The organism is Streptomyces mirabilis, assembly GCF_039503195.1.
Lineage (GTDB): Bacteria > Actinomycetota > Actinomycetes > Streptomycetales > Streptomycetaceae > Streptomyces > Streptomyces mirabilis_D.
The window spans coordinates 3607501-3624535 of record NZ_JBCJKP010000001.1 but is presented as its reverse complement, the minus strand read 5'-3'; the positions used below and the strand labels follow the sequence as shown (position 1 = coordinate 3624535).

The following is a 17035-nucleotide window of genomic DNA, read 5'->3' as shown; positions in this document are numbered from 1 at the left end:
GAGCGGTGAATCAGGAGTCGAAGCGGGCACGCAACGCCTTCTTGTCGAACTTGCCGACTCCGGTGCGCGGGATGGCCTCCACGACCTCGATACGGTCCGGGAGCTGCCAACGCGCGAAGCCTCCGGCCTCGAGGTGCGCCCGTACGCGTTCGAGGGTCACGGTGGAGCCCGGGCGCGGGGCGACGCAGATCAGCGGACGCTCCTGCCACTTGTCGTCGGGAACGGCGATGACCGCGGCCTCGGCGACCTCCGGCAGCGCCATGACGGCCGACTCCATGTCCACCGAGGAGATCCATTCGCCGCCGGACTTGATGAGATCCTTCGCACGGTCGGCGATGACGACATAGCCGTCCGGGGAGCCGATGGCGATGTCCCCGGTACGGAACCAGCCGTCCTCCGTGAACTGGGCGGCGCCCTCACCGCCGAGGTAGGAATCGGCGATCCATGGCCCGCGCACGAGCAGATCGCCCATCGACGTTCCGTCCCACGCAAGGGAATGGCCCGCCTCATCGCGAATGTCCATCTGCACCCCGGGCAGTGGAAGACCGGCCCGGGTGCGCACCGCGTCGGTGATCCGGTCCTCCTCCCAGTCGCGCATCCGCTCCTTCGGCCACGCCACACTGGCCAGCGGCGAGGTCTCGGTCATGCCCCACACCTGCACCAGAGGGATGCCGAAGTCGCGCCGGTAGCGTTCGATCAGGGCGCGTGGCGGGCGGGCGCCGCCGCACAGCAGATGCCGTAGCGACGGCAACCCGCCGCGGGCGGTGATCTCGTCGGCGACCGCCATCCAGATGGTGGGCACGCCCGCGGCGACCGTGACCCGCTCGGCGGCCATCAGCTCGACCAGGGCCACGAGATCCAGCGAGCCACTGAGGAACACCTGCTTGGCGCCGTACGGAGTGGCGGTGTAGGGGACGCCCCAGGCGTTGGCGTGGAACATGGGCACGACCGGCAGTACGCAGTCGCCTGGGCCGATGGCCATGGCGGACTGCGAGGACGCGGCGATGGCGTGCAGCACGGTCGAACGGTGTGTGTAGAGCACGCCCTTGGGGCGGCCGGTGGTGCCGGAGGTGTAACACAGGCCGAGCGGCGACCGTTCGTCGATGTCGCGGGGGGCGTACGCATCCGGCAGACCGGCGATCAGCTGTTCGTACGCCACGACCCCCGGCAGCGCGGTGTCGGGCACCTCGTCGCCGAGCACGATGACATGCCGCACGCCGGCGAGGCCGCCCCGCGCGTGCACCTTCTCCAGAAGTGGTAGCAGATCGGGATCGGCCAGGATGGCGCGGTCGTCCGCGTGGCCGATGATGTACGCCAGGTCCTCGGGGGAGAGCCTCAGGTTCAGGGTGTGCAGGACGCGCCCGGTGCAGGGCACGGCCCAGTAGGCCTCCAGGTGCCGGTATCCGTTCCAGGCGAGGGTGGCCACCCGGTCGTCCGGCGCCAGGCCGAGAGCGTCCAGGGCGTGCATCAACTGCTGGGCACGGCGGGCGAACGCGGCGTACGTGTAACGGTGCACACGGCCGTCGGGCAGTCGCGTGACCACCTCGGTGTCGGGAAAATAGCGCGGGGCGTGTCCGAACAGCAGCCACGTGTTGAGCGGGGTCTCCATCATCGCCATGGCGCACATCGTCACCGCGGTGCGGGACCCGGGCGACGGAGGAAGACTCCGGAACGTCCCCCGCCCCAGTGGAGCAAGTACCCACACCGGCGACGGGCGGAGCGGCGCGGGGAGGGAGAAGACCCACACCCGTGCGGGGGCGTCTTGTGGAGATTCTCTCCGTAGCCGCTGCTCATGGCCGAACTTAACGTCTGCCCCACATCGGCATCCGCCGCTGCATCCCCTGCGCATCCGAGGCGTCATGAGACAACCGCGCGCCATCCTGGTCACGCAAGGCCTGTCCAAGGAGTTCCAGGGATTCCGCGCCGTCAGCGCGGTGGACCTGAGGGTCCCCGAGGGCACGGTCCACGCGCTCGTAGGCCCCAACGGGGCGGGAAAGACAACGCTGTTCAACCTGCTGACCGGATTTCTCAGGCCGTCCGGCGGCCGTATCAGCTTCGCCGGACACGACATCACCGGGCAGCCTCCGGAGCGCATCGCCGGCCTCGGCGTCGCCCGCTCCTTCCAGGTCACCAGCCTCTTTCCGCAGATGACGGCCCGGGAGCACGTCGAGCTCGCCCTCCAGTCGGGCACCGGTCTCGGCCGCCGGTTCTGGCGCACGGACAAACTGATGCGCCGCTTCTCCGGCCGGGCCCTCGAACTCCTCGGTGACGTCGGACTCGAGCATCTCGCCGACCGGCCCGCCGGAAACCTTCCGTACGGGCAGAAGCGCGCGCTGGAACTGGCCCTCGCCCTCGCCCTGGACCCGGCGTTGCTGCTCCTCGACGAGCCGACAGCCGGCATGGGTCTGGAGGACGTCGACCGCACCGTGGCGCTCATCGACAGGATCCGCGAGGGACGCACCGTGGTGATGGTCGAGCACAACATGAGCGTCGTCGGCTCGCTCGCCGACACCGTCACGGTCCTGCAGCGCGGCGAAGTGCTCGTGGAGGGCCCCTACGACCGGGTCAGGACCGATCCACGGGTCGTCGAGGCGTACCTGGGGGCCGACGTTGCTTGAGATCAAGGGCGTCAGCGCCCGGTACGGCGAGGCCACGGCCCTGGACGAGGTGTCCCTGCGGGTCGGCGAGGGCGAGGTCGTCACCCTCGTCGGCCGCAACGGCGCGGGAAAGTCCACCCTGCTGCGCTGCGCCATGGGGCTGCACCGTGAGATGACCGGCCGGGTCGCGCTGGCGGGCAAGGACATCACCGCGGTACCGCCGCATCGCAGGGCCCGGCTCGGCCTCGGGTACGTTCCCGACGACCGAGGCATCTACGCGGGCCTGTCCGTCGAGGAGAACCTGACCCTGCCGCCGGCCTCGCCGGGCTCCGCGTGGCCGCTGCCCCGCATCTACGACGCCTTCCCGGTGCTCGCCGCGCGCCGCCGCTTCCCCGGCGGCAAGCTCTCCGGCGGTGAACAGCAGATGCTCGCGCTCGCCCGGGTCCTGCGCGCCGGCGCGCGCGTGCTGCTGTGCGACGAGCCGACCGAGGGCCTTGCCCCGGTCATCGTGCAGCAGATCGGCGAGATTCTGCGCGGGGCCAAGGAGCACGGGGTGTCGGTACTGCTGGTGGAGCAGAATCTGCGCTTCGCCGCGACCATCGCCGACCGCCACTACCTCCTCGCGCAGGGCCGGATCGTGGAGGCGCTCGACAACGCCGACGTACGGCAGCGCGAGGGCGAACTCCTCGCCTATCTCGGACTGTGACACTCCGTCACCTCCGCTCATTCGGGACGTACGCATCAGGAGGAAGCAATGAAACACAGGCTGTCGACGGTCGTGGCCACGGCCGCGGTGGGGGCACTGCTTGCGGGCTGCGGGGGCGGCGGACCGAGCTCGGGCGGCGGGAAGGTCAGCGACGACAAGATCGTGCTCGGTGTGCTCACCGACCTGTCCGGCGTCTACGCGGACATCGCGGGACCGAACTCGGTGCAGGCCGTGCAGATGGCCGTCGACGACTTCAAGAAGAAGTACGGCGACAAGGCGATCACCCGGAACATCGAGGTCATCAAGGCCGACCACCAGAACAAGCCGGAGATCGCCAACACCCAGGCTCGGGAGATGTACGACCGCAAGAAGGCCGACGCGCTCTTCGACGTGCCGACCTCGTCGGCGGCCCTCGCGGTGCAGACCGTCGCCGGCCAGGCCAAGAAGCTGTACTTCAACACCGGCGCCGCCACCACGGAACTCGCGGGCAAGACCTGCAATCCGTACACCTATGAATGGGCCTACGACACGTACATGCTGGCGCACGGCACCGGCGCCGCGGTCACCCGAGCGGGGGGCAAGAACTGGTACACGATGTACCCGGACTACGCCTTCGGGCAGGACATGCAGAAGAAGTTCGAGACGGCCATCGAGGGCGCGGGTGGCAAGGTCGTCGCCAAGGACCCCACGCCGTTCCCCAGCGACAACTACTCCACCTTCCTGCTCAAGGCAGCGGGCCTGAAGCCGAAGCCGCAGGTGCTCGGGGCCCTGCAGGCGGGGGGTGACCTGGCCAACGTCGTCAAGCAGTACCAGCAGTTCAAACTGAAGGACAAGGGCATCGAGCTGGCCATCGGCCTGCTCTTCGACACCGATATCAAGGCCATCGGCGCGGACAAGCTGGCCGGAACCATGTTCACCACGGCCTGGTTCTGGAACGTCGACGCCAAGGCCCAGGCCTGGGCCGACCGGTTCAAGGAGCGCACAGGACAGCGGCCCACCTTCGACCAGGCGGCCGACTACTCGGCGGCTACGCACTATCTGGAGGCCGCGCAGAAGGCGGGCAGCGACCGGGCGGCCGACGTCTCGAAGGAGCTGGACGGCACCAAGTTCAGCGACTTCTTCGCCCACAACGCCACCATCCGCGCCGAGGACCACCGGGTCGTCCACGACGCGTACCTGGCCAAGGTCAAGGACCCGGCCAAGGCGAGCGAGGCCGGTGACTACACCGAGCCGGTCAAGACCATCCCCGCCGCCGAGGCATTCGACCAGCCTTCGCCCGACTGCCATCTCAGCTGACCACCGGGGTCCGGCGGCCCGCACGACGGGCAGGCCGCCGGCCGACGACGGGACCCACTCATGACCTCGTTTCTCCAACAGGCCTTCAACGGGCTGGTCAGCGGCAGCTTCTACGCCCTGCTCGCCCTCGGCCTCGCCGTCATCTTCGGCATGCTGCGCGTGGTGAACTTCGCCCACGGCGCGCTGTACATGCTCGGCGCGTTCGGCGCGGTCGCCCTCGGCGACAGCGCGGGGCTCGGCTTCTGGTGGGCCCTGCTGCTCGTGCCCCTCGCACTCGCCGTCGTCGGCACCCTCCTCGAACGGTTGCTGATCCGCCGCCTGACGGCCCTCGACCCGCTCTACAACTTCCTCCTCACCTTCGGCATCGCGCTGGTCTGCCAGGACCTGCTGCGCATGAAGTACGGTGCGCAGTCGCAGCCCTACGAGCGCGGTCCCTTCCCCGGCTCCATGGATCTGGGCCTGTTCGACTTCCCGCGCTACCAGGTGTTCGTCCTCGCCGTCTCGGTCGCTCTCTGCCTGGCCGTGTGGCTGCTGCTCACCCGCACCCGGATCGGGACCATCGTGCGCGCGGCCACCGAACGCCCGGAACTCACCAGGGCGTTCGGCATCGACACGGGGCGCTGGGTCACGCCGGTGTTCGGCTTCGGCGTCGGGCTCGCGGCCCTGGCCGGCGTGCTCGCCGCACCCATGCGGGCGGTCAACTCCGGTATGGGCAGCGACCTGATCATCACGGTGTTCGCGGTCGTCGTCATCGGCGGCCTCGGCTCCGTCTTCGGCTCCGTGCTCGCCGGGTTCACCATCGGCATGATCCAGGCCCTCGGCAACCTCTACGTCCCCGTCCTGTCCCAGACCTCGGTCTACCTGCTGATGGCCGTCGTGCTGCTCGTCCGGCCCGCCGGACTGTTCGGCAAGGAGGAACACGCATGATCCTCGGCCTCCTCGAGAAGCTGCACAGCCGCCCCGCCCGGATCCGGTGGGGCCTGCTCACCGCCGGGCTGCTCGTGGCCCTCGGTCTGCCCTGGAGCCTGTATCCGCCGGTCGCCACGGACATCCTCTGCTGGGGCCTGTTCGCCGTCGCCTTCGATCTGCTGCTCGGTCACGCCGGGCTGCTGTCCTTCGGACACGCGGCGTTCTGGGGCAGCTCGGCGTACGTCACCGGGCTGATCGCCATCCACAGCGGACTGCCGTTCTACGTCGCCGTGCTGGGCGGGGCGGCGGCCGCCGCGCTGCTCGCCCTGCCCATCGGGTTCTTCGCGGTCCGGCGCAGCGGCATCTACTTCGCCATGGTCACCCTGGCCTTCGCGCAGATGGTGTACTTCATCGCCAACCAGTGGGGCGATGTCACGGGCGGCGAGAACGGTCTGCAGGGAATTCCCCGCGACCTGCCGGGCGTCGACCTGTCGGACTCGTTCGTCTTCTACTACGCGGCCCTGCCGGTGGTGCTGCTCGGCCTCGCCGCGGCCTGGCGGATCGTGCACTCCCCGTTCGGCCGGGTGATCGCCGCCGTGCGCGACAACTCCGCCCGTGCCCGTGCCCTGGGATATGCCGCCGACCGCTACAAGCTCGTCGTCTTCACCGTGTCCGCGTTCCTGTCCGGCCTCGCGGGCGGACTGTACGCGGTCAACCACGGTTTCGCCTCTCTGCAGGAGGTGTACTGGACGACGTCGGGCAAGGTCGTCGTCATGACGGTCCTCGGCGGCATCGGCACCCTGTGGGGCAGCCTGCTGGGTGCCGGCGCCATCGTCCGCCTGGAGGACTGGCTGTCCACGTCCGGTTTCGAGGAGACCGGCCTGGTCACCGGCGGCGTCTTCATCGTCGTCGTCCTGCTCTTCCGCCGAGGAGTGTGGGGCACCCTCACGCACACCCTGCGCTCCCGTACGCGGTCCTCGGCGCCCGACCCGGAACCACACCTGGAGCACGACCACGACGACTCCTCGCAACCGGTCTCGTCGTAGATCTGTGCAGACGGAGCCGGGGCGGTGAACATCGCAGGCGGGAACGCGTACCGGAACACTCAGGAGGCATCCGTGGACTCGACGACCACACACAGTCGGGCCGATGTGGAGCCTGCGGCGCGGCTGCTGCGCCTGCTGCGCGAAGACGCCGCGCAGAGTGAGTACGACGCCCTCCTCGACCGATGCCCTTCCGAGGACCGGCCCCGGCTCGCCCTGCTCGTCGACGACGCCCTGCAGGTACGGGCGCGCCTGGAGGAGCGTCGCCGTCGGGAGGCCGAGCTCGCCGCGCTCTACGAGACAGCGGGGGACCTGTCCTCACTGCGTGATCTGGAGGCCGTGCTCCAGGCCATCGTCCGCCGGGCTCGCAGCCTGCTCGGCACCGACGTGGCCTACCTGATGCTCAACGACGCTCGACGCGGCGACACCTATATGCGGGTGACCGACGGGATACGTACCGACGCGTTCAAGCAGGCACGGCTTGCCATGGGCGCGGGCCTCGGCGGTCTCGTGGCCAAGACGGCGGTTCCGTACAACACCTCCGACTACTTCGCCGACCTGCGCTTCGAGCACTGCATCGACGACGTCGTGGGCGGCGAGGGGCTGATCTCCATCGAGGGAGTGCCTCTCAAACTCGGCGAGAACGTCATCGGCGTCCTGTTCGCAGCCAACCGCCGGGTCCGCCCCTTCTCCGAGCACGAAGTGGCCCTGCTCGTCTCGCTCGCCAACCACGCCGCCATCGCCATCGAGAACGCGACCCTCTTCCAGGACGTACGCAGAGCAGTCGACGAACTCACCGAAGCCAACGGCGTCATCCGTGCCCACAGCGAATCCATCGAACGCGCCGCCGCCCTGCACGAGCGCCTCACCACCATCGTTCTCGACGGCGGCGGCATGGCCGACGTTGCGCAGACCCTCGCCGACGTCCTCGGCGGGAGCATCCTCGTCCTGGACCCCCGCGGCCGCACCATGGCCGCCGCCGGTGACGACCCTCTCGTCGAACAGGCCCGCACCGAAGGAGCGCTCCCGGATCCGTGCCCCGCCGCCCATGCGGTCCGCGACGCCCGGGTGCTGAGCACGGACGCCCGCCGCACCCGCCGTATCCCGGCCGGCGCCGACGGATCCGCCGCCTGTGCCACTCCCATCGTGGCCGGCAGTGAAGTCCTGGGCGTCCTGCTGCTCGTCCGCGACCACCTGGACGCCTCAGGAGTACGTTCCCTCGAGCGTGCCGCGCTCGTCACCGCGCTGATGCTGCTCAGCGAGCGCACCGTCGCCGAGGCCGAGCACCGGCTGCGCGGCGAGATCCTCGAGGACCTGCTCGGCTCCCCGCACCGGGATCCGGAGGGCCTGCGGCGCCGGGCCACCCTGGTGGGCCTCGACCTCCACCGCCCGCACACGGTGTTCGCCGCCCGCTGCCGTGACAGCGCCCATCGGCGACGCATCGCCGATGCAGCGGCTTCCTACGCCGCCCATGCCCGGGGTCTGGCGGGAGAATACCGGGGCGATACCGTCGTCCTCCTGCCGCAGGATCCGGACCCGGACGAGGCCGCCCGCACCCTGGCCGACCACTTGTCGCGGGTCGTGGACAACCTGGTCACCGTCGGCGCCGCGACGGCCGCGCCCGGCATCGACGCCATCGTCGAGGCACACCACGACGCGGTCCGCTGCCTGGACGTCCTGCTCGCGCTCGACCGCGACGGAGAAGGGGCGTCTCCCGGCGAACTGGGCGTCTACGGGCTGCTGTTCCATCAGGCGGGCCGCGAGGAGCTGCACCGCTTCGTGCGCCGCACCATCGGCCCCGTCCTCGACTACGACACCCAGCGCGGCGGCGAGCTCACCCGCACCCTGCTCGCCTTCTTCGCCTGCGACACCGGCCTGGGCCGCACCGCCGCCGAGCTCTACATCCACGTCAACACGCTCTACCAGCGCATCGACCGCATCACCTCGCTGCTCGGCCCGCAGTGGCGCCATGGCGACCAGGTGCTGCAGGTGCATCTCGCCCTCAAGGTCCACCTGGTCCTGTCCGCCGCGTGATCACCGGGCGACGCGCAGGCCGTCGAGCACAGGGCGGACATGCCGCGCAGGCTCGCTCGAAGCGAGCGGTACATGGCCCACCAGGAGCCGGCCCAGAAAGGCCCGGAAGAGCAGGCCGATCGGGCGGACCATCGTCCTCGGCTGCGGAGCCCGTCTCTTCGGCCCCGTCCTGCTCCTCCGGCCGGGACCGCGCTCGTCGGCGTCTGCTGATCGGCCGGCGACCATGAAGTCCTGGCGCCGGCGGCCCAGCCCGTCGATCTCGAGCTCGACCGCGACCACCTGACGCGCGTGGCCGCCCGGCTCAACGCCCGCGTGTGTCGCTGACGGGCCGCCCTCGGCTCTGCCCGCGGCACTTGGCGCGGTCCGCGCCGGCCGGAGCGGTCGCCTCCATGGGGGCAGGCGGGTCGAGACCAGCTGCACGACGCGTTGCCGGCCGGGAAACTCAGCGACGACAGGCGCGCTGGAGGCTTGGTGTCTGCATGGACGCGCCCGCTGAAGTGCCGGTGAAGGTGACCCGTCCGCGACCGTTCGGCTGCCGGAAAAGCGGCTCACCCAGGCTCATCAAGAAGCGATGCCGCCCGCGCGTTCGTGGTTCGCCCGCAGCGAGGTCGCGGCCCCTGGAGCTGATCCAGGGGCCGCGGTTGTGCGATTCGCGCTCGTCCGGGGTGATCGCCGGGGAACGGCGGTTCCTCGGCGAAGTCGGTTCGAACGAGGAGCGGATCCAGCGGCCCCGCGCGCGGGGGCCGGGCCGGGGGGCCGGGTCAGGGCTGGACGGGCTTTCCGCGGCCCCAGGCCCAGGCGAGGCGGTCGGCGCCGGACTGGTTGGTGGTGGCGAGCCACGGGCGGGCCGGGTCGCCGGTCAGGGTCTGCAGGGAGTACGTGTCGTCGGTGCGCAGGCCGGGCCAGTAGACGGAGCCCATCTTCAACTGGCGGAAGGTGTCGGTGACGGCCTGGACGTAGTTGACGTAGTTGTTGGAGGCGTCCGGCTTGTTGTAGTCGAGGCCGGTGGTCATCGGGGCGCCGAACTCGTCGGCGACGGTACGGCTCGCGCAGTCACCGATGCGCTCCTTGAGGTCGGACACCCACTGGTCGTAGGTGGCGTAGTCCTTCCAGAAGCCGTAGTGGTGCAGGGAGAGGTAGGTGCCCTTCAGACGTGGGTCGGCGCAGACGGAGGTGACGTGGTCGTTGTAGCCGGCGCCGCTGACGAACACCCGGTCGCGCGGGACGGAGGGGTAGGTGGCCAGCCACTTCGCCGCGATGTCGGCCCACTCGGTGTCGGTGTAGCCGTGGGGCTCGTTCATCGGCTCGAAGTAGACCTGCTTGTCGTTCTTGTAGGTCTTGACCACCGTGTTCCACATGGGCCAGTAGGTGGCGGGGTCGTCGATGAAGCCGTCCTTGCGGGCGCCCGTGCCCTCCCAGTAGGAGACGATGACCTTGAAGCCCTTGTCCGAGGCGGCGTCGATGACCCCGCGGTAGGACTTCCAGTACGAGCCGTTGACCGTGTACGGGTTGATCGGCAGCCGGACGGTGTTGGCGCCGAGGTTCGCGCGGAACGCCGAGATGATCCGGCTCGCCTTGGCGTAGGTCCGGGCGTAGCCGTCGGAGGTCGACAGGCCGGACAGGACGACCGGGTCGTCGGCGAAGTTGTCACGCGGGTCGGCCCAGTTCACGCCCTTGAACTGGGTCGTGTCCTTGCTCGGCGCGGCGTGCGCGGGGCCGCCGGCGACGGCCGTGCCGCTGGTCGCGGCGACGGCGGTGCCGCTGGTACCGGCGATCAGGAGCGCCACGAAGGCGGCGCGCAGACGAGGCGAGAGGCGGGTTCTGGCGGGGGTGGTGCGCATCGACTTGCCCTTTCTGGTGACTGCGGCTCAGCGCCCGGCGGAGCCTGCGCGGGGGCCGGGCGGCCGTCGGAAGGTTCGCCGGACCGGACGGGACGCGGGGTGCGTCGGCTCGCCGTCATGGGCCCGGTGACGATCGGTGCTGTATCGGTGGTGCGGTGGCGCTTGACCGGTGGTGCTTGGCCGGGAGTGCTTGACCGGTGGTGCTTCACCGGTGTGGGGGGAGGGTGTGGGGGTGTGCGGGGCGGTCCTGTCGCCCGCGCGGGTGGGCCTCGGCGTACTCAAGGCAGGTGCGAGGCACGGTCCTTGTGCCGTCTCGACCTCGACGGTCTCCAAGCGCCGTGAATCCACGCCCGGGGCGTTGAGCCCATCCGTCCGCTCCTCCCTGATCCACCGACCGGAACGCTGTGTTTACGTAAACATCGGCCGGCGCGGCGAGGCCTGAACTCATGGCCGGAGCTGGGTCGGTGGGGATGTTTACGTAAACATGGCGGCGCCGGAATCGTGGCACCCGGGACAGTGATCGTCAAGGTTTCCCGCACGTAACGTCGTTGGGCACCCGTGGTGGATTCCCGGCACCGGGGCGAGGGGGTGAGAGGTGGCGACGTGACGGAACCGGACGTCAGTCCTGGTCGTCGGGGGGTGTGGGGTGGGCGAGGGCCTTCTCCAGGGGGAGGTCGAAGCGGTCCTTGTCGGCGGCCCAGCGGCGCAGAACCGTGGCACCGGCCCCGGCGTCGAGCGGTCGGGCGAGTGCGGCGGTGCCCTCGAACACCGCGGCCGCCCGGCCGACAGCCTCGCGGTCGCCGCTCGGAGGGAGCCGCGGGGCGCTGTCCGCTCCGGGGGGCGATGATCGAGCCGTCGACCATGGTGCCGCCGCGTTCGCGGCAGGCTGCGTCGATACGGAGGGTCCGATCGGGGCTGATGGGGTTCGCCTCCACGTAGACACCGGTGACGGCGTGCTCGAGAACCTCGCGCGCGACGTCCTCCGCGGCGTGCGGTGAGCTGGATGAGACGGCGGCGGAACGACGGGGGAGGGCTCCACGGTACGAGGACGATCCACCGACGCGGGGTGTCGCGGCCCGGCCCCGCTCCGTGACCCCCGCTCCCTCCTGACCCGTCATTCAGCTGCCGGCACGCCACGTGTCGACGCACGTAACCCTCCCGTGGCCCAAGCATCATTCACACGTTCCTTCCTGGGGGGCCGGTGTTCGCTGTGATTTATCTGTGGGACGTTTACGCTTCACCGTCCTTTGGGCGTTGGATCCCCACTGCGCAGCCGGTCGTCATCAGGGTGTGCGCACCTTCTGTCCCCCCGCGTACGCAGCACTTCTCCTATACCTGCGAGGGTCAAAGAGCCATGCGAGCGTTACTCACCACCAAGACCGCCAGGCGCGCCCTGCGTCCGATCGCCGACCTCATCGATCAGCGCATCGAACGCCAGATCCGGCGCGCCATCGGGAACGGATCCGAAGGCGGGCTCCAGCGCGAACTGGCGACACTGCGCAATCGTCAGCGTCCCCTCGAACTGCTGATCGACGGGACGGGGCGCGGCGTGTCGCGCATGCCGGCCCAGATCCATCTCGATCGCGCCATCGAGGAGTTGGCGCAGGTGAGCGGAGACAAGGGCGGGGCGGAGCGGAACATCTCCCAGGCGTTTCGGCTGCTCATCGCTCTGGAGGCGCTCGGGGTCGGCCGGATCGCCGGCGGCACCATGAACATCTGCGGCAAGCTCTCCGCCGTCCCGCTGCTCGACCCGCCGAACGACGAGATCCTGGAGATCGGCACCCTGTACGGGATGTTCGGCGCGGCCCTGATCCGGATGATGGAGCGCGCGGGACGCGACCCGCGTCTGACGATCGTCGACCCGCTCGCGGGCCTCCAGTTGCAGCCCGGCACCACCGAGGGGGCCGACCCGACGGGCACTCCCGTGCGCGGCGCCGCGGTGCGCGCCAATCTGGCGCTGGTCGGCGCGGCCGGTGCCGCGGCCCGTGTCCAGCAGGGCTTCTCCGAGGACCCCGAGGTGCGCGCCCTGGTCTCCGACCGTTCCTACGGGGTGATCATCGTCGACGGTGACCACTCCGCCTCCGGTGTCGCCGCGGACCTGGAGTGGGCCGAGCGGATCGTCGCGCCCGGCGGGATCGTCGTACTCGACGACTTCGGGCACCCCAAGTGGCCCGGTATCAAGGAGGCCTTCGACAAACACATGGCGACCGACACCCGGCTGACGTTCCTCGGGCAGGTGGCGAACTCGGGGTATCTGCGCGCGAGTGCGTAGAGAGGCGTTGCGGGGGTCTGCCCATCGGCCCCGACTCGTGATAGAAGCGGCGGAAGGGGATTGTCGGAAGCTGAGAATGAGGTTCTGGCACGAAGACTGTCGTGGTCGGGGCGTCGAGCGGACTGGGCCGGTGCATCGGGGGCGACCTGGGGCGCCGCGGCGACCGGGTCGCCCTGCTGGCACGCCGACGCGACCGGCTGGTCGACGCGGCGCAGGAGGCGGGCCCGGACGCGCTCGCCGTCGCCTGTGACGTGACCGACGAGTCCTCCTGCCGGGCGGCGGTCGAGGAGGCCGCCGCCGGGCTGGGCGGCATCGACGCCCTCGTCTACGCCACCGGCATCGGTCCCCTCGCCCCGGTCGAGAAACTCGACGCCGGCGCCTGGCGCCGCGCCATGGACACTCATGTGATCGGCGCGGCGCTGGCCACGAGCGCCGCGCTCCCGCATCTGACGAAGTCGGGCGGGGTCGCCCGTACCTGTCCTCCATCGGCGGGTCGCTCACGCCGTCCTGGCCGGGGTTCGCGGCCTACCACGTGAGCAAGGCGGCCCTGGAGAAGCTCGTCGAGGCCTTCCGTGTCGAGCACCCGAGCGTGGGCTTCACCCGGTTCGTGGTCGGGGACTGCGCGGGCGGGGAAGGGGACTCCAGGACCGGGTTCAACGACGGCTGGGACCGGGAGTACGCGGCCCAGGTCCGCCCCACCCGGTCTGGCGGCAGCGCGGCCATCTGACGGGTTCCCTGCTCGACGTGGAGGAGTTCCTCCGTGTCCTCGACGTCGTACTGCGCTGCGGCGGCACCGTCCCGGAGGTGACCGTGACGCCGCGCCCGCCGTTCCAGGCCTGATCCGCCGGACAGGTCCTAACGGCCCAGCGCCGCGCCTCCGTTGATGTGCAGCAGCTGCCCCGTCAGGTACGCCGCCTCCGGTGACGCCACGTACCGGACGGCGGCGGCGATCTCGGAGGGGTGACCCGGCTTGCCGGTCAGGGTCTGGCCGACCCGGGAGGCGATGAACTCCGGTGTCGCGCGGGCGCCGAAGAACTCCGTGTCGCCGACGAAACCGGGGGCGACCGCGTTCACGGTGATGCCCTCGGGGCCGACGCGCTGCGCGAGGGCGTAGGTGTACGTGTTGACCCAGGCCTTGGAGCCGCCGTACGAGCCGGGCCCGCGCAGCGAGGCGATGGAGGAGAGCTGCACGATACGGCCGCCGGGGCGGCGCATGTGGGGGAGCAGGGCCTCGGTGAGCAGGACCGCGGTCAGCACATTGGCGTCGAAGTTGTCGCGGTAGCTGTCCGCGATGGAGGCGAGCGTTCCGTCGGGCTCACGGGCCACGTTGCCGCCCGCGTTGGCCACCAGCACGTCCACCGGGGTCTCGTCCGCCGTGATGAAATCCCTTGCCCGACCCACCTGTTCGGGGTCGGCGAGGTCCGCCGCGCACCAACTCGCCGTCGACTCGCCGTACTGGCCGTTCAAGGTGTCGGCCGCCTTGCGCAACACGTCCTCGCGGCGGCCGAGGAGCACCACCCGATCCCCGTCCGCGGCGAACGCCTCCGCCGTCGCCAGGCCGATCCCGGTACCGCCGCCGGACACCACCACACGTCGCTGAGTCATGGCCATCCCGTCCTCGGGTGTGAATATCGGTCATGTGGGCGTACGGACCGCGACGCTACGGAGGCCCTGAGGGGACGTCAAGTGAGGTGCGGACGCGCCTCACAGGGGCGACTGCCAGGTGACCGTCGTACCCGCGCCGCCCTCCGCGCCGCCGCCCTCTGAGCCGCCGCCCTCCGCGCGGCCGTTCCCCGCGTCGCCGTCGTCGAAGACCGTCAGGCGGACGCCGGGGCGTCCGTCGGGGAGGGGCGCCGTCACGTCGACCGTGATCTCGACGCGGGAGACACCGGCGCGGCGGGAGGCGGCGGTCAGGGCGCGGCGCAGTGCGGTGAGCAGCCGACCGGCGACGGGCTCCGCGAGACGGTTCTCCACCGCGCCGATGAACCGGGTGGACGGCTGGAAACCCAGCACCGCGCCCGCGCCCGCCGCCTCGCGCAGAACCTTGCCGCGGTAGGTGGTGGGGGCGTCGGCCGGCGGCTGCTGGAGCGCGAAGATCGCCGAGCGGACCTCCTGGACGGTGGACTGGAGTTCGTCGACGGCGCGGCCGAGCATCGCGTGCACATCCTTGTTCGTATCGCCCTTTCCGGCGCTTGTGCGCTGCGTGGACTCCAGCATCATGCCGGTCGCGAACAGCCGTTGGACGACGAGGTCGTGCAGGTCGCGGGCGATCCGGTCGCGGTCCTCGTAGACCGCGAGCCGCTCCCTGCTGTGCTGGGCCTCGGCGTGGACCAGCGCCAGCGCGGCCTGTGAGGCGAACTGGGTGGCGAGCAGCCGTTCCACCGCGGTGTACGGACGGCCGCCGCGCCGGCGGGGGAGGGCGAGCGTGCCGAGGAGACGGCCGCCCGCCTGGAGCGGCAGCATCATGCTCGGCCCGAACCGGTGCCGTACGCGCGTGGTCATCCGGGGGTCGGTCGCCGAGTCGTCGATGAACACCGCTTCACCGCCGAGGAGTTGTTCGAGAAGGGGGCTGCCCGGCTCGATCACGACGCCGACGATGTCACCGGGGTCGTCGAGCGTGGAGGCGGTCACGATCTCCATGCCGCCGTCCTCGGTGGGCTGGAGGATGACACCGGCCGAGGCCTCGGCCAGGCGCCGGGCCCGTTCGGCGACCGTCATCAGCGCGTCGGCGGCGTTCTCGCCGCTGAGCAGCGCGGTGGTGACGGCCGCCGCGCCCTCGATCCAGCGCTCGCGCTGCCGCGCCGTCTCGTAGAGCCGGGCGTTGCCGATCGCGATGCCGGCCTGGGTCGCCAGGACCCGTACGAGTTGTTCGTCCTCGTCCGTGAACGGGCCGTCGCGCTTCCCGGCGAGGCGCAGGTCGCCGAAGAACTCGTCGTCGACGTGGATCGGCACGACCAGTTCCGGCGGCTTCGGCGACTCCGGCGGCTTCGGCGACTCCGTCGATTCCGGCGGCTCGGGCGGCTCCGGCTGTTCGGGCCGTTCCGCCGTACGGATCCCCGTGAGACCGTCCCGTCCCGGATCGGTCATGTCCAGCGCCGCGTACCGAGCCTCCGTGAGCTCGGCGGCGGCGTCCACGATGTGCTGGAGCGTGGCCCGCAGTTCGAGGTCGGTGCCGACGCTGAGGACGGCTTCCAGGAGCGACGGCAGGCGGGGGACCGGATCGTGCATACCGGGGCCTTGTTCCGGGGCCCGGCCGTCAGAGCGCCAGCGGGTCCAGCGTCAGCGGCGCGATCTTGCCCTCCAGCATGTAGCCCAGGCCCTGCACCGCGCACACGTCGGGACGCTCGGCGATGTGCACCGGCATGCCCGTCGCCTGCCGCAGCATCTGGTCGAGGCCCGGCAGCAGCGCGCTGCCGCCGACCATCATGATGCCGCGGTCGGCGAGGTCGGCCACCAGGTCGGGCGGGCAGGCCCGCAGCACCTTCCCGATCCCGTCGAGTACGGCGGTCAGCGGGGTCTGGATGGCGTCGCGTACGGCGGCGGTGTCGACCTGTACGGACCGGGCGAGGCCGGTCGCCACGTCCCGCCCGTGGATCTCCGTGGACTCCGGGCCGTGCGGGGTGAGCCCGTTGCCGGAGAGGGCGAGCTGCAGGGGCCGCACCGACTGCGAAGGAAGCATCAGCTCGTGCTGGTGGCGCAGGTGCTGCACGATCGCACGGTCGACGGCCTCGCCGCCCACCGGAATGCGCTCTGCGGTCACGATGGACCCCAGGCACAGCACGGCGACCTGGGTGGCGGCCGCCCCGCACACCATGATCATGGTGGCTTCCGGCTGTTCGACGGGCAGCCCGCACCCGACGGCGGCGGCGATCAGCGTGTCGACCAGCTCGACCCGCCGCGCCCCCAGCCCGACCAGCGTCTCGATCGCGGCGCGCTGCGCCAGCGGGTCCGCGTCGTGCGGGGTGCAGGCCGCGGCGCGCAGCCGGGGCTTGCGGCGCAGGGCGCGGCGGACCTTGTCGCCGAGCAGCTGGCGCAGCATGCGCTGGGCCATCTCGATGTCGACGACCGTACCGCCGGACACCGGCCGCATGACCCGGATGTAGTCGGGGGTACGGCCCGTCATTTTCTCCGCGAATTCTCCGACCGCGATCAGCGCGCCGTTCCGGGTGTTGATCGCGGCGACACTAGGCTGATCGACGACCAGCCCCGCGCCCTTCACGTACACCCGGGTCCGGGCCGCGCCCAGGTCGACGGCGAAGTGACAGCGGCGCAACCGCTCGAGGCTGGCGGTCATGGCAGGTCCTCCCGAGAGCAGACCGTGGGGGCTCCGCCAGGTG

16 protein-coding genes are annotated in these 17035 nt (G+C 70.9%); 9 read left to right on the top strand and 7 right to left on the bottom strand.

The genetic code is table 11. The features are described from left to right. Window positions 1-10 precede the first annotated feature (10 nt). Window positions 11-1618 carry a long-chain fatty acid--CoA ligase gene (locus tag AAFF41_RS17065; RefSeq protein ID WP_343324168.1) on the bottom strand — a complete coding sequence of 536 codons (1608 nt, stop codon included), beginning with the start codon at window positions 1616-1618 and terminating at the stop codon, window positions 11-13. Window positions 1619-1859: 241 nt separating this feature from the next. Between AAFF41_RS17065 and AAFF41_RS17060 the strand changes: the two genes are divergently transcribed. The 6 genes from AAFF41_RS17060 (at window position 1860) to AAFF41_RS17035 (ending at window position 8585) form a co-directional block, all read left to right on the top strand. Continuing rightward, the gene (locus tag AAFF41_RS17060; RefSeq protein WP_319744040.1) at window positions 1860-2618 is read left to right on the top strand and encodes an ABC transporter ATP-binding protein; all 759 of its coding nucleotides are present in this window, start codon (window positions 1860-1862) and stop codon (window positions 2616-2618) included. Beyond that, the gene (locus AAFF41_RS17055; protein WP_319744038.1) at window positions 2611-3303 is read left to right on the top strand and encodes an ABC transporter ATP-binding protein; all 693 of its coding nucleotides are present in this window, start codon (window positions 2611-2613) and stop codon (window positions 3301-3303) included. The genes AAFF41_RS17060 and AAFF41_RS17055 overlap by 8 nt, the downstream gene beginning before the upstream one ends. A 48-nt stretch (window positions 3304-3351) precedes the next feature. Further along, entirely contained in the window at window positions 3352-4599 is a 1248-nt protein-coding gene (locus AAFF41_RS17050) for an ABC transporter substrate-binding protein (RefSeq protein ID WP_319744036.1), read from the top strand. A gap of 60 nt (window positions 4600-4659) precedes the next feature. Beyond that, window positions 4660-5526: a branched-chain amino acid ABC transporter permease gene (locus AAFF41_RS17045; RefSeq protein WP_319744034.1), complete on the top strand. Its 867-nt coding sequence runs from the start codon at window positions 4660-4662 to the stop codon at window positions 5524-5526. Further along, window positions 5523-6554 carry a branched-chain amino acid ABC transporter permease gene (locus tag AAFF41_RS17040; RefSeq protein ID WP_319744032.1) on the top strand — a complete coding sequence of 344 codons (1032 nt, stop codon included), beginning with the start codon at window positions 5523-5525 and terminating at the stop codon, window positions 6552-6554. The genes AAFF41_RS17045 and AAFF41_RS17040 overlap by 4 nt, the downstream gene beginning before the upstream one ends. A 72-nt stretch (window positions 6555-6626) precedes the next feature. Beyond that, window positions 6627-8585 carry a GAF domain-containing protein gene (locus AAFF41_RS17035; RefSeq protein WP_319744029.1) on the top strand — a complete coding sequence of 653 codons (1959 nt, stop codon included), beginning with the start codon at window positions 6627-6629 and terminating at the stop codon, window positions 8583-8585. Here the strand turns inward: AAFF41_RS17035 and AAFF41_RS17030 are convergent, their stop codons facing one another. The 3 genes from AAFF41_RS17030 to AAFF41_RS17020 form a co-directional block, all read right to left on the bottom strand. Beyond that, entirely contained in the window at window positions 8586-8864 is a 279-nt protein-coding gene (locus AAFF41_RS17030) for a hypothetical protein (RefSeq protein WP_343324167.1), read from the bottom strand. It lies immediately after the preceding gene. A gap of 482 nt (window positions 8865-9346) precedes the next feature. Continuing rightward, entirely contained in the window at window positions 9347-10426 is a 1080-nt protein-coding gene (locus AAFF41_RS17025; protein ID WP_343324166.1) for a glycoside hydrolase family 5 protein, read from the bottom strand. 619 nt (window positions 10427-11045) lie between these two features. After that, window positions 11046-11195, bottom strand: coding sequence for a hypothetical protein (locus AAFF41_RS17020; RefSeq protein ID WP_319744025.1), 150 nt, complete (start codon window positions 11193-11195; stop codon window positions 11046-11048). 585 nt (window positions 11196-11780) lie between these two features. On the opposite strand from AAFF41_RS17020, the gene AAFF41_RS17015 reads away from it, so the two are divergent. The 3 genes from AAFF41_RS17015 to AAFF41_RS17005 all read left to right on the top strand — a co-directional run bounded on the left by AAFF41_RS17015 (window position 11781) and on the right by AAFF41_RS17005 (window position 13425). Beyond that, window positions 11781-12698 (top strand): class I SAM-dependent methyltransferase, encoded by a 918-nt coding sequence (locus AAFF41_RS17015; RefSeq protein ID WP_343324165.1) that lies wholly within the window; start codon window positions 11781-11783, stop codon window positions 12696-12698. Window positions 12699-12799: 101 nt separating this feature from the next. Further along, entirely contained in the window at window positions 12800-13234 is a 435-nt protein-coding gene (locus tag AAFF41_RS17010; protein ID WP_319744020.1) for an SDR family oxidoreductase, read from the top strand. After that, window positions 13231-13425, top strand: coding sequence for a hypothetical protein (locus tag AAFF41_RS17005; protein WP_319744018.1), 195 nt, complete (start codon window positions 13231-13233; stop codon window positions 13423-13425). The genes AAFF41_RS17010 and AAFF41_RS17005 overlap by 4 nt, the downstream gene beginning before the upstream one ends. Window positions 13426-13553: 128 nt before the next feature. Here the strand turns inward: AAFF41_RS17005 and AAFF41_RS17000 are convergent, their stop codons facing one another. The 3 genes from AAFF41_RS17000 to AAFF41_RS16990 form a co-directional block, all read right to left on the bottom strand. Then, window positions 13554-14303: an SDR family NAD(P)-dependent oxidoreductase gene (locus tag AAFF41_RS17000; protein ID WP_319744016.1), complete on the bottom strand. Its 750-nt coding sequence runs from the start codon at window positions 14301-14303 to the stop codon at window positions 13554-13556. 99 nt (window positions 14304-14402) lie between these two features. Next, complete coding sequence (locus tag AAFF41_RS16995) at window positions 14403-15926, bottom strand: GAF domain-containing protein (RefSeq protein ID WP_343324164.1); 1524 nt, start codon at window positions 15924-15926, stop codon at window positions 14403-14405. A 28-nt stretch (window positions 15927-15954) separates the two neighbouring features. Beyond that, window positions 15955-16992: a rod shape-determining protein gene (locus AAFF41_RS16990; protein ID WP_319744011.1), complete on the bottom strand. Its 1038-nt coding sequence runs from the start codon at window positions 16990-16992 to the stop codon at window positions 15955-15957. Between the last annotated feature and the right edge of the window lie 43 nt (window positions 16993-17035).

Excerpts from the sequence above, each read along its gene's own strand:
- AAFF41_RS16990 (WP_319744011.1), bottom strand. The coding sequence starts at position 16,992 with ATGACCGCCAGCCTCGAGCGGTTGCGCCGCTGTCACTTCGCCGTCGAC.
- AAFF41_RS17045 (WP_319744034.1), top strand. The coding sequence starts at position 4,660 with ATGACCTCGTTTCTCCAACAGGCCTTCAACGGGCTGGTCAGCGGCAGC.
- AAFF41_RS17065 (WP_343324168.1), bottom strand. The coding sequence starts at position 1,618 with ATGGCGATGATGGAGACCCCGCTCAACACGTGGCTGCTGTTCGGACAC.
- AAFF41_RS16995 (WP_343324164.1), bottom strand. The coding sequence starts at position 15,926 with ATGCACGATCCGGTCCCCCGCCTGCCGTCGCTCCTGGAAGCCGTCCTC.
- AAFF41_RS17040 (WP_319744032.1), top strand. The coding sequence starts at position 5,523 with ATGATCCTCGGCCTCCTCGAGAAGCTGCACAGCCGCCCCGCCCGGATC.
- AAFF41_RS17025 (WP_343324166.1), bottom strand. The coding sequence starts at position 10,426 with ATGCGCACCACCCCCGCCAGAACCCGCCTCTCGCCTCGTCTGCGCGCC.
- AAFF41_RS17015 (WP_343324165.1), top strand. The coding sequence starts at position 11,781 with ATGCGAGCGTTACTCACCACCAAGACCGCCAGGCGCGCCCTGCGTCCG.
- AAFF41_RS17050 (WP_319744036.1), top strand. The coding sequence starts at position 3,352 with ATGAAACACAGGCTGTCGACGGTCGTGGCCACGGCCGCGGTGGGGGCA.
- AAFF41_RS17060 (WP_319744040.1), top strand. The coding sequence starts at position 1,860 with ATGAGACAACCGCGCGCCATCCTGGTCACGCAAGGCCTGTCCAAGGAG.
- AAFF41_RS17000 (WP_319744016.1), bottom strand. The coding sequence starts at position 14,303 with ATGACTCAGCGACGTGTGGTGGTGTCCGGCGGCGGTACCGGGATCGGC.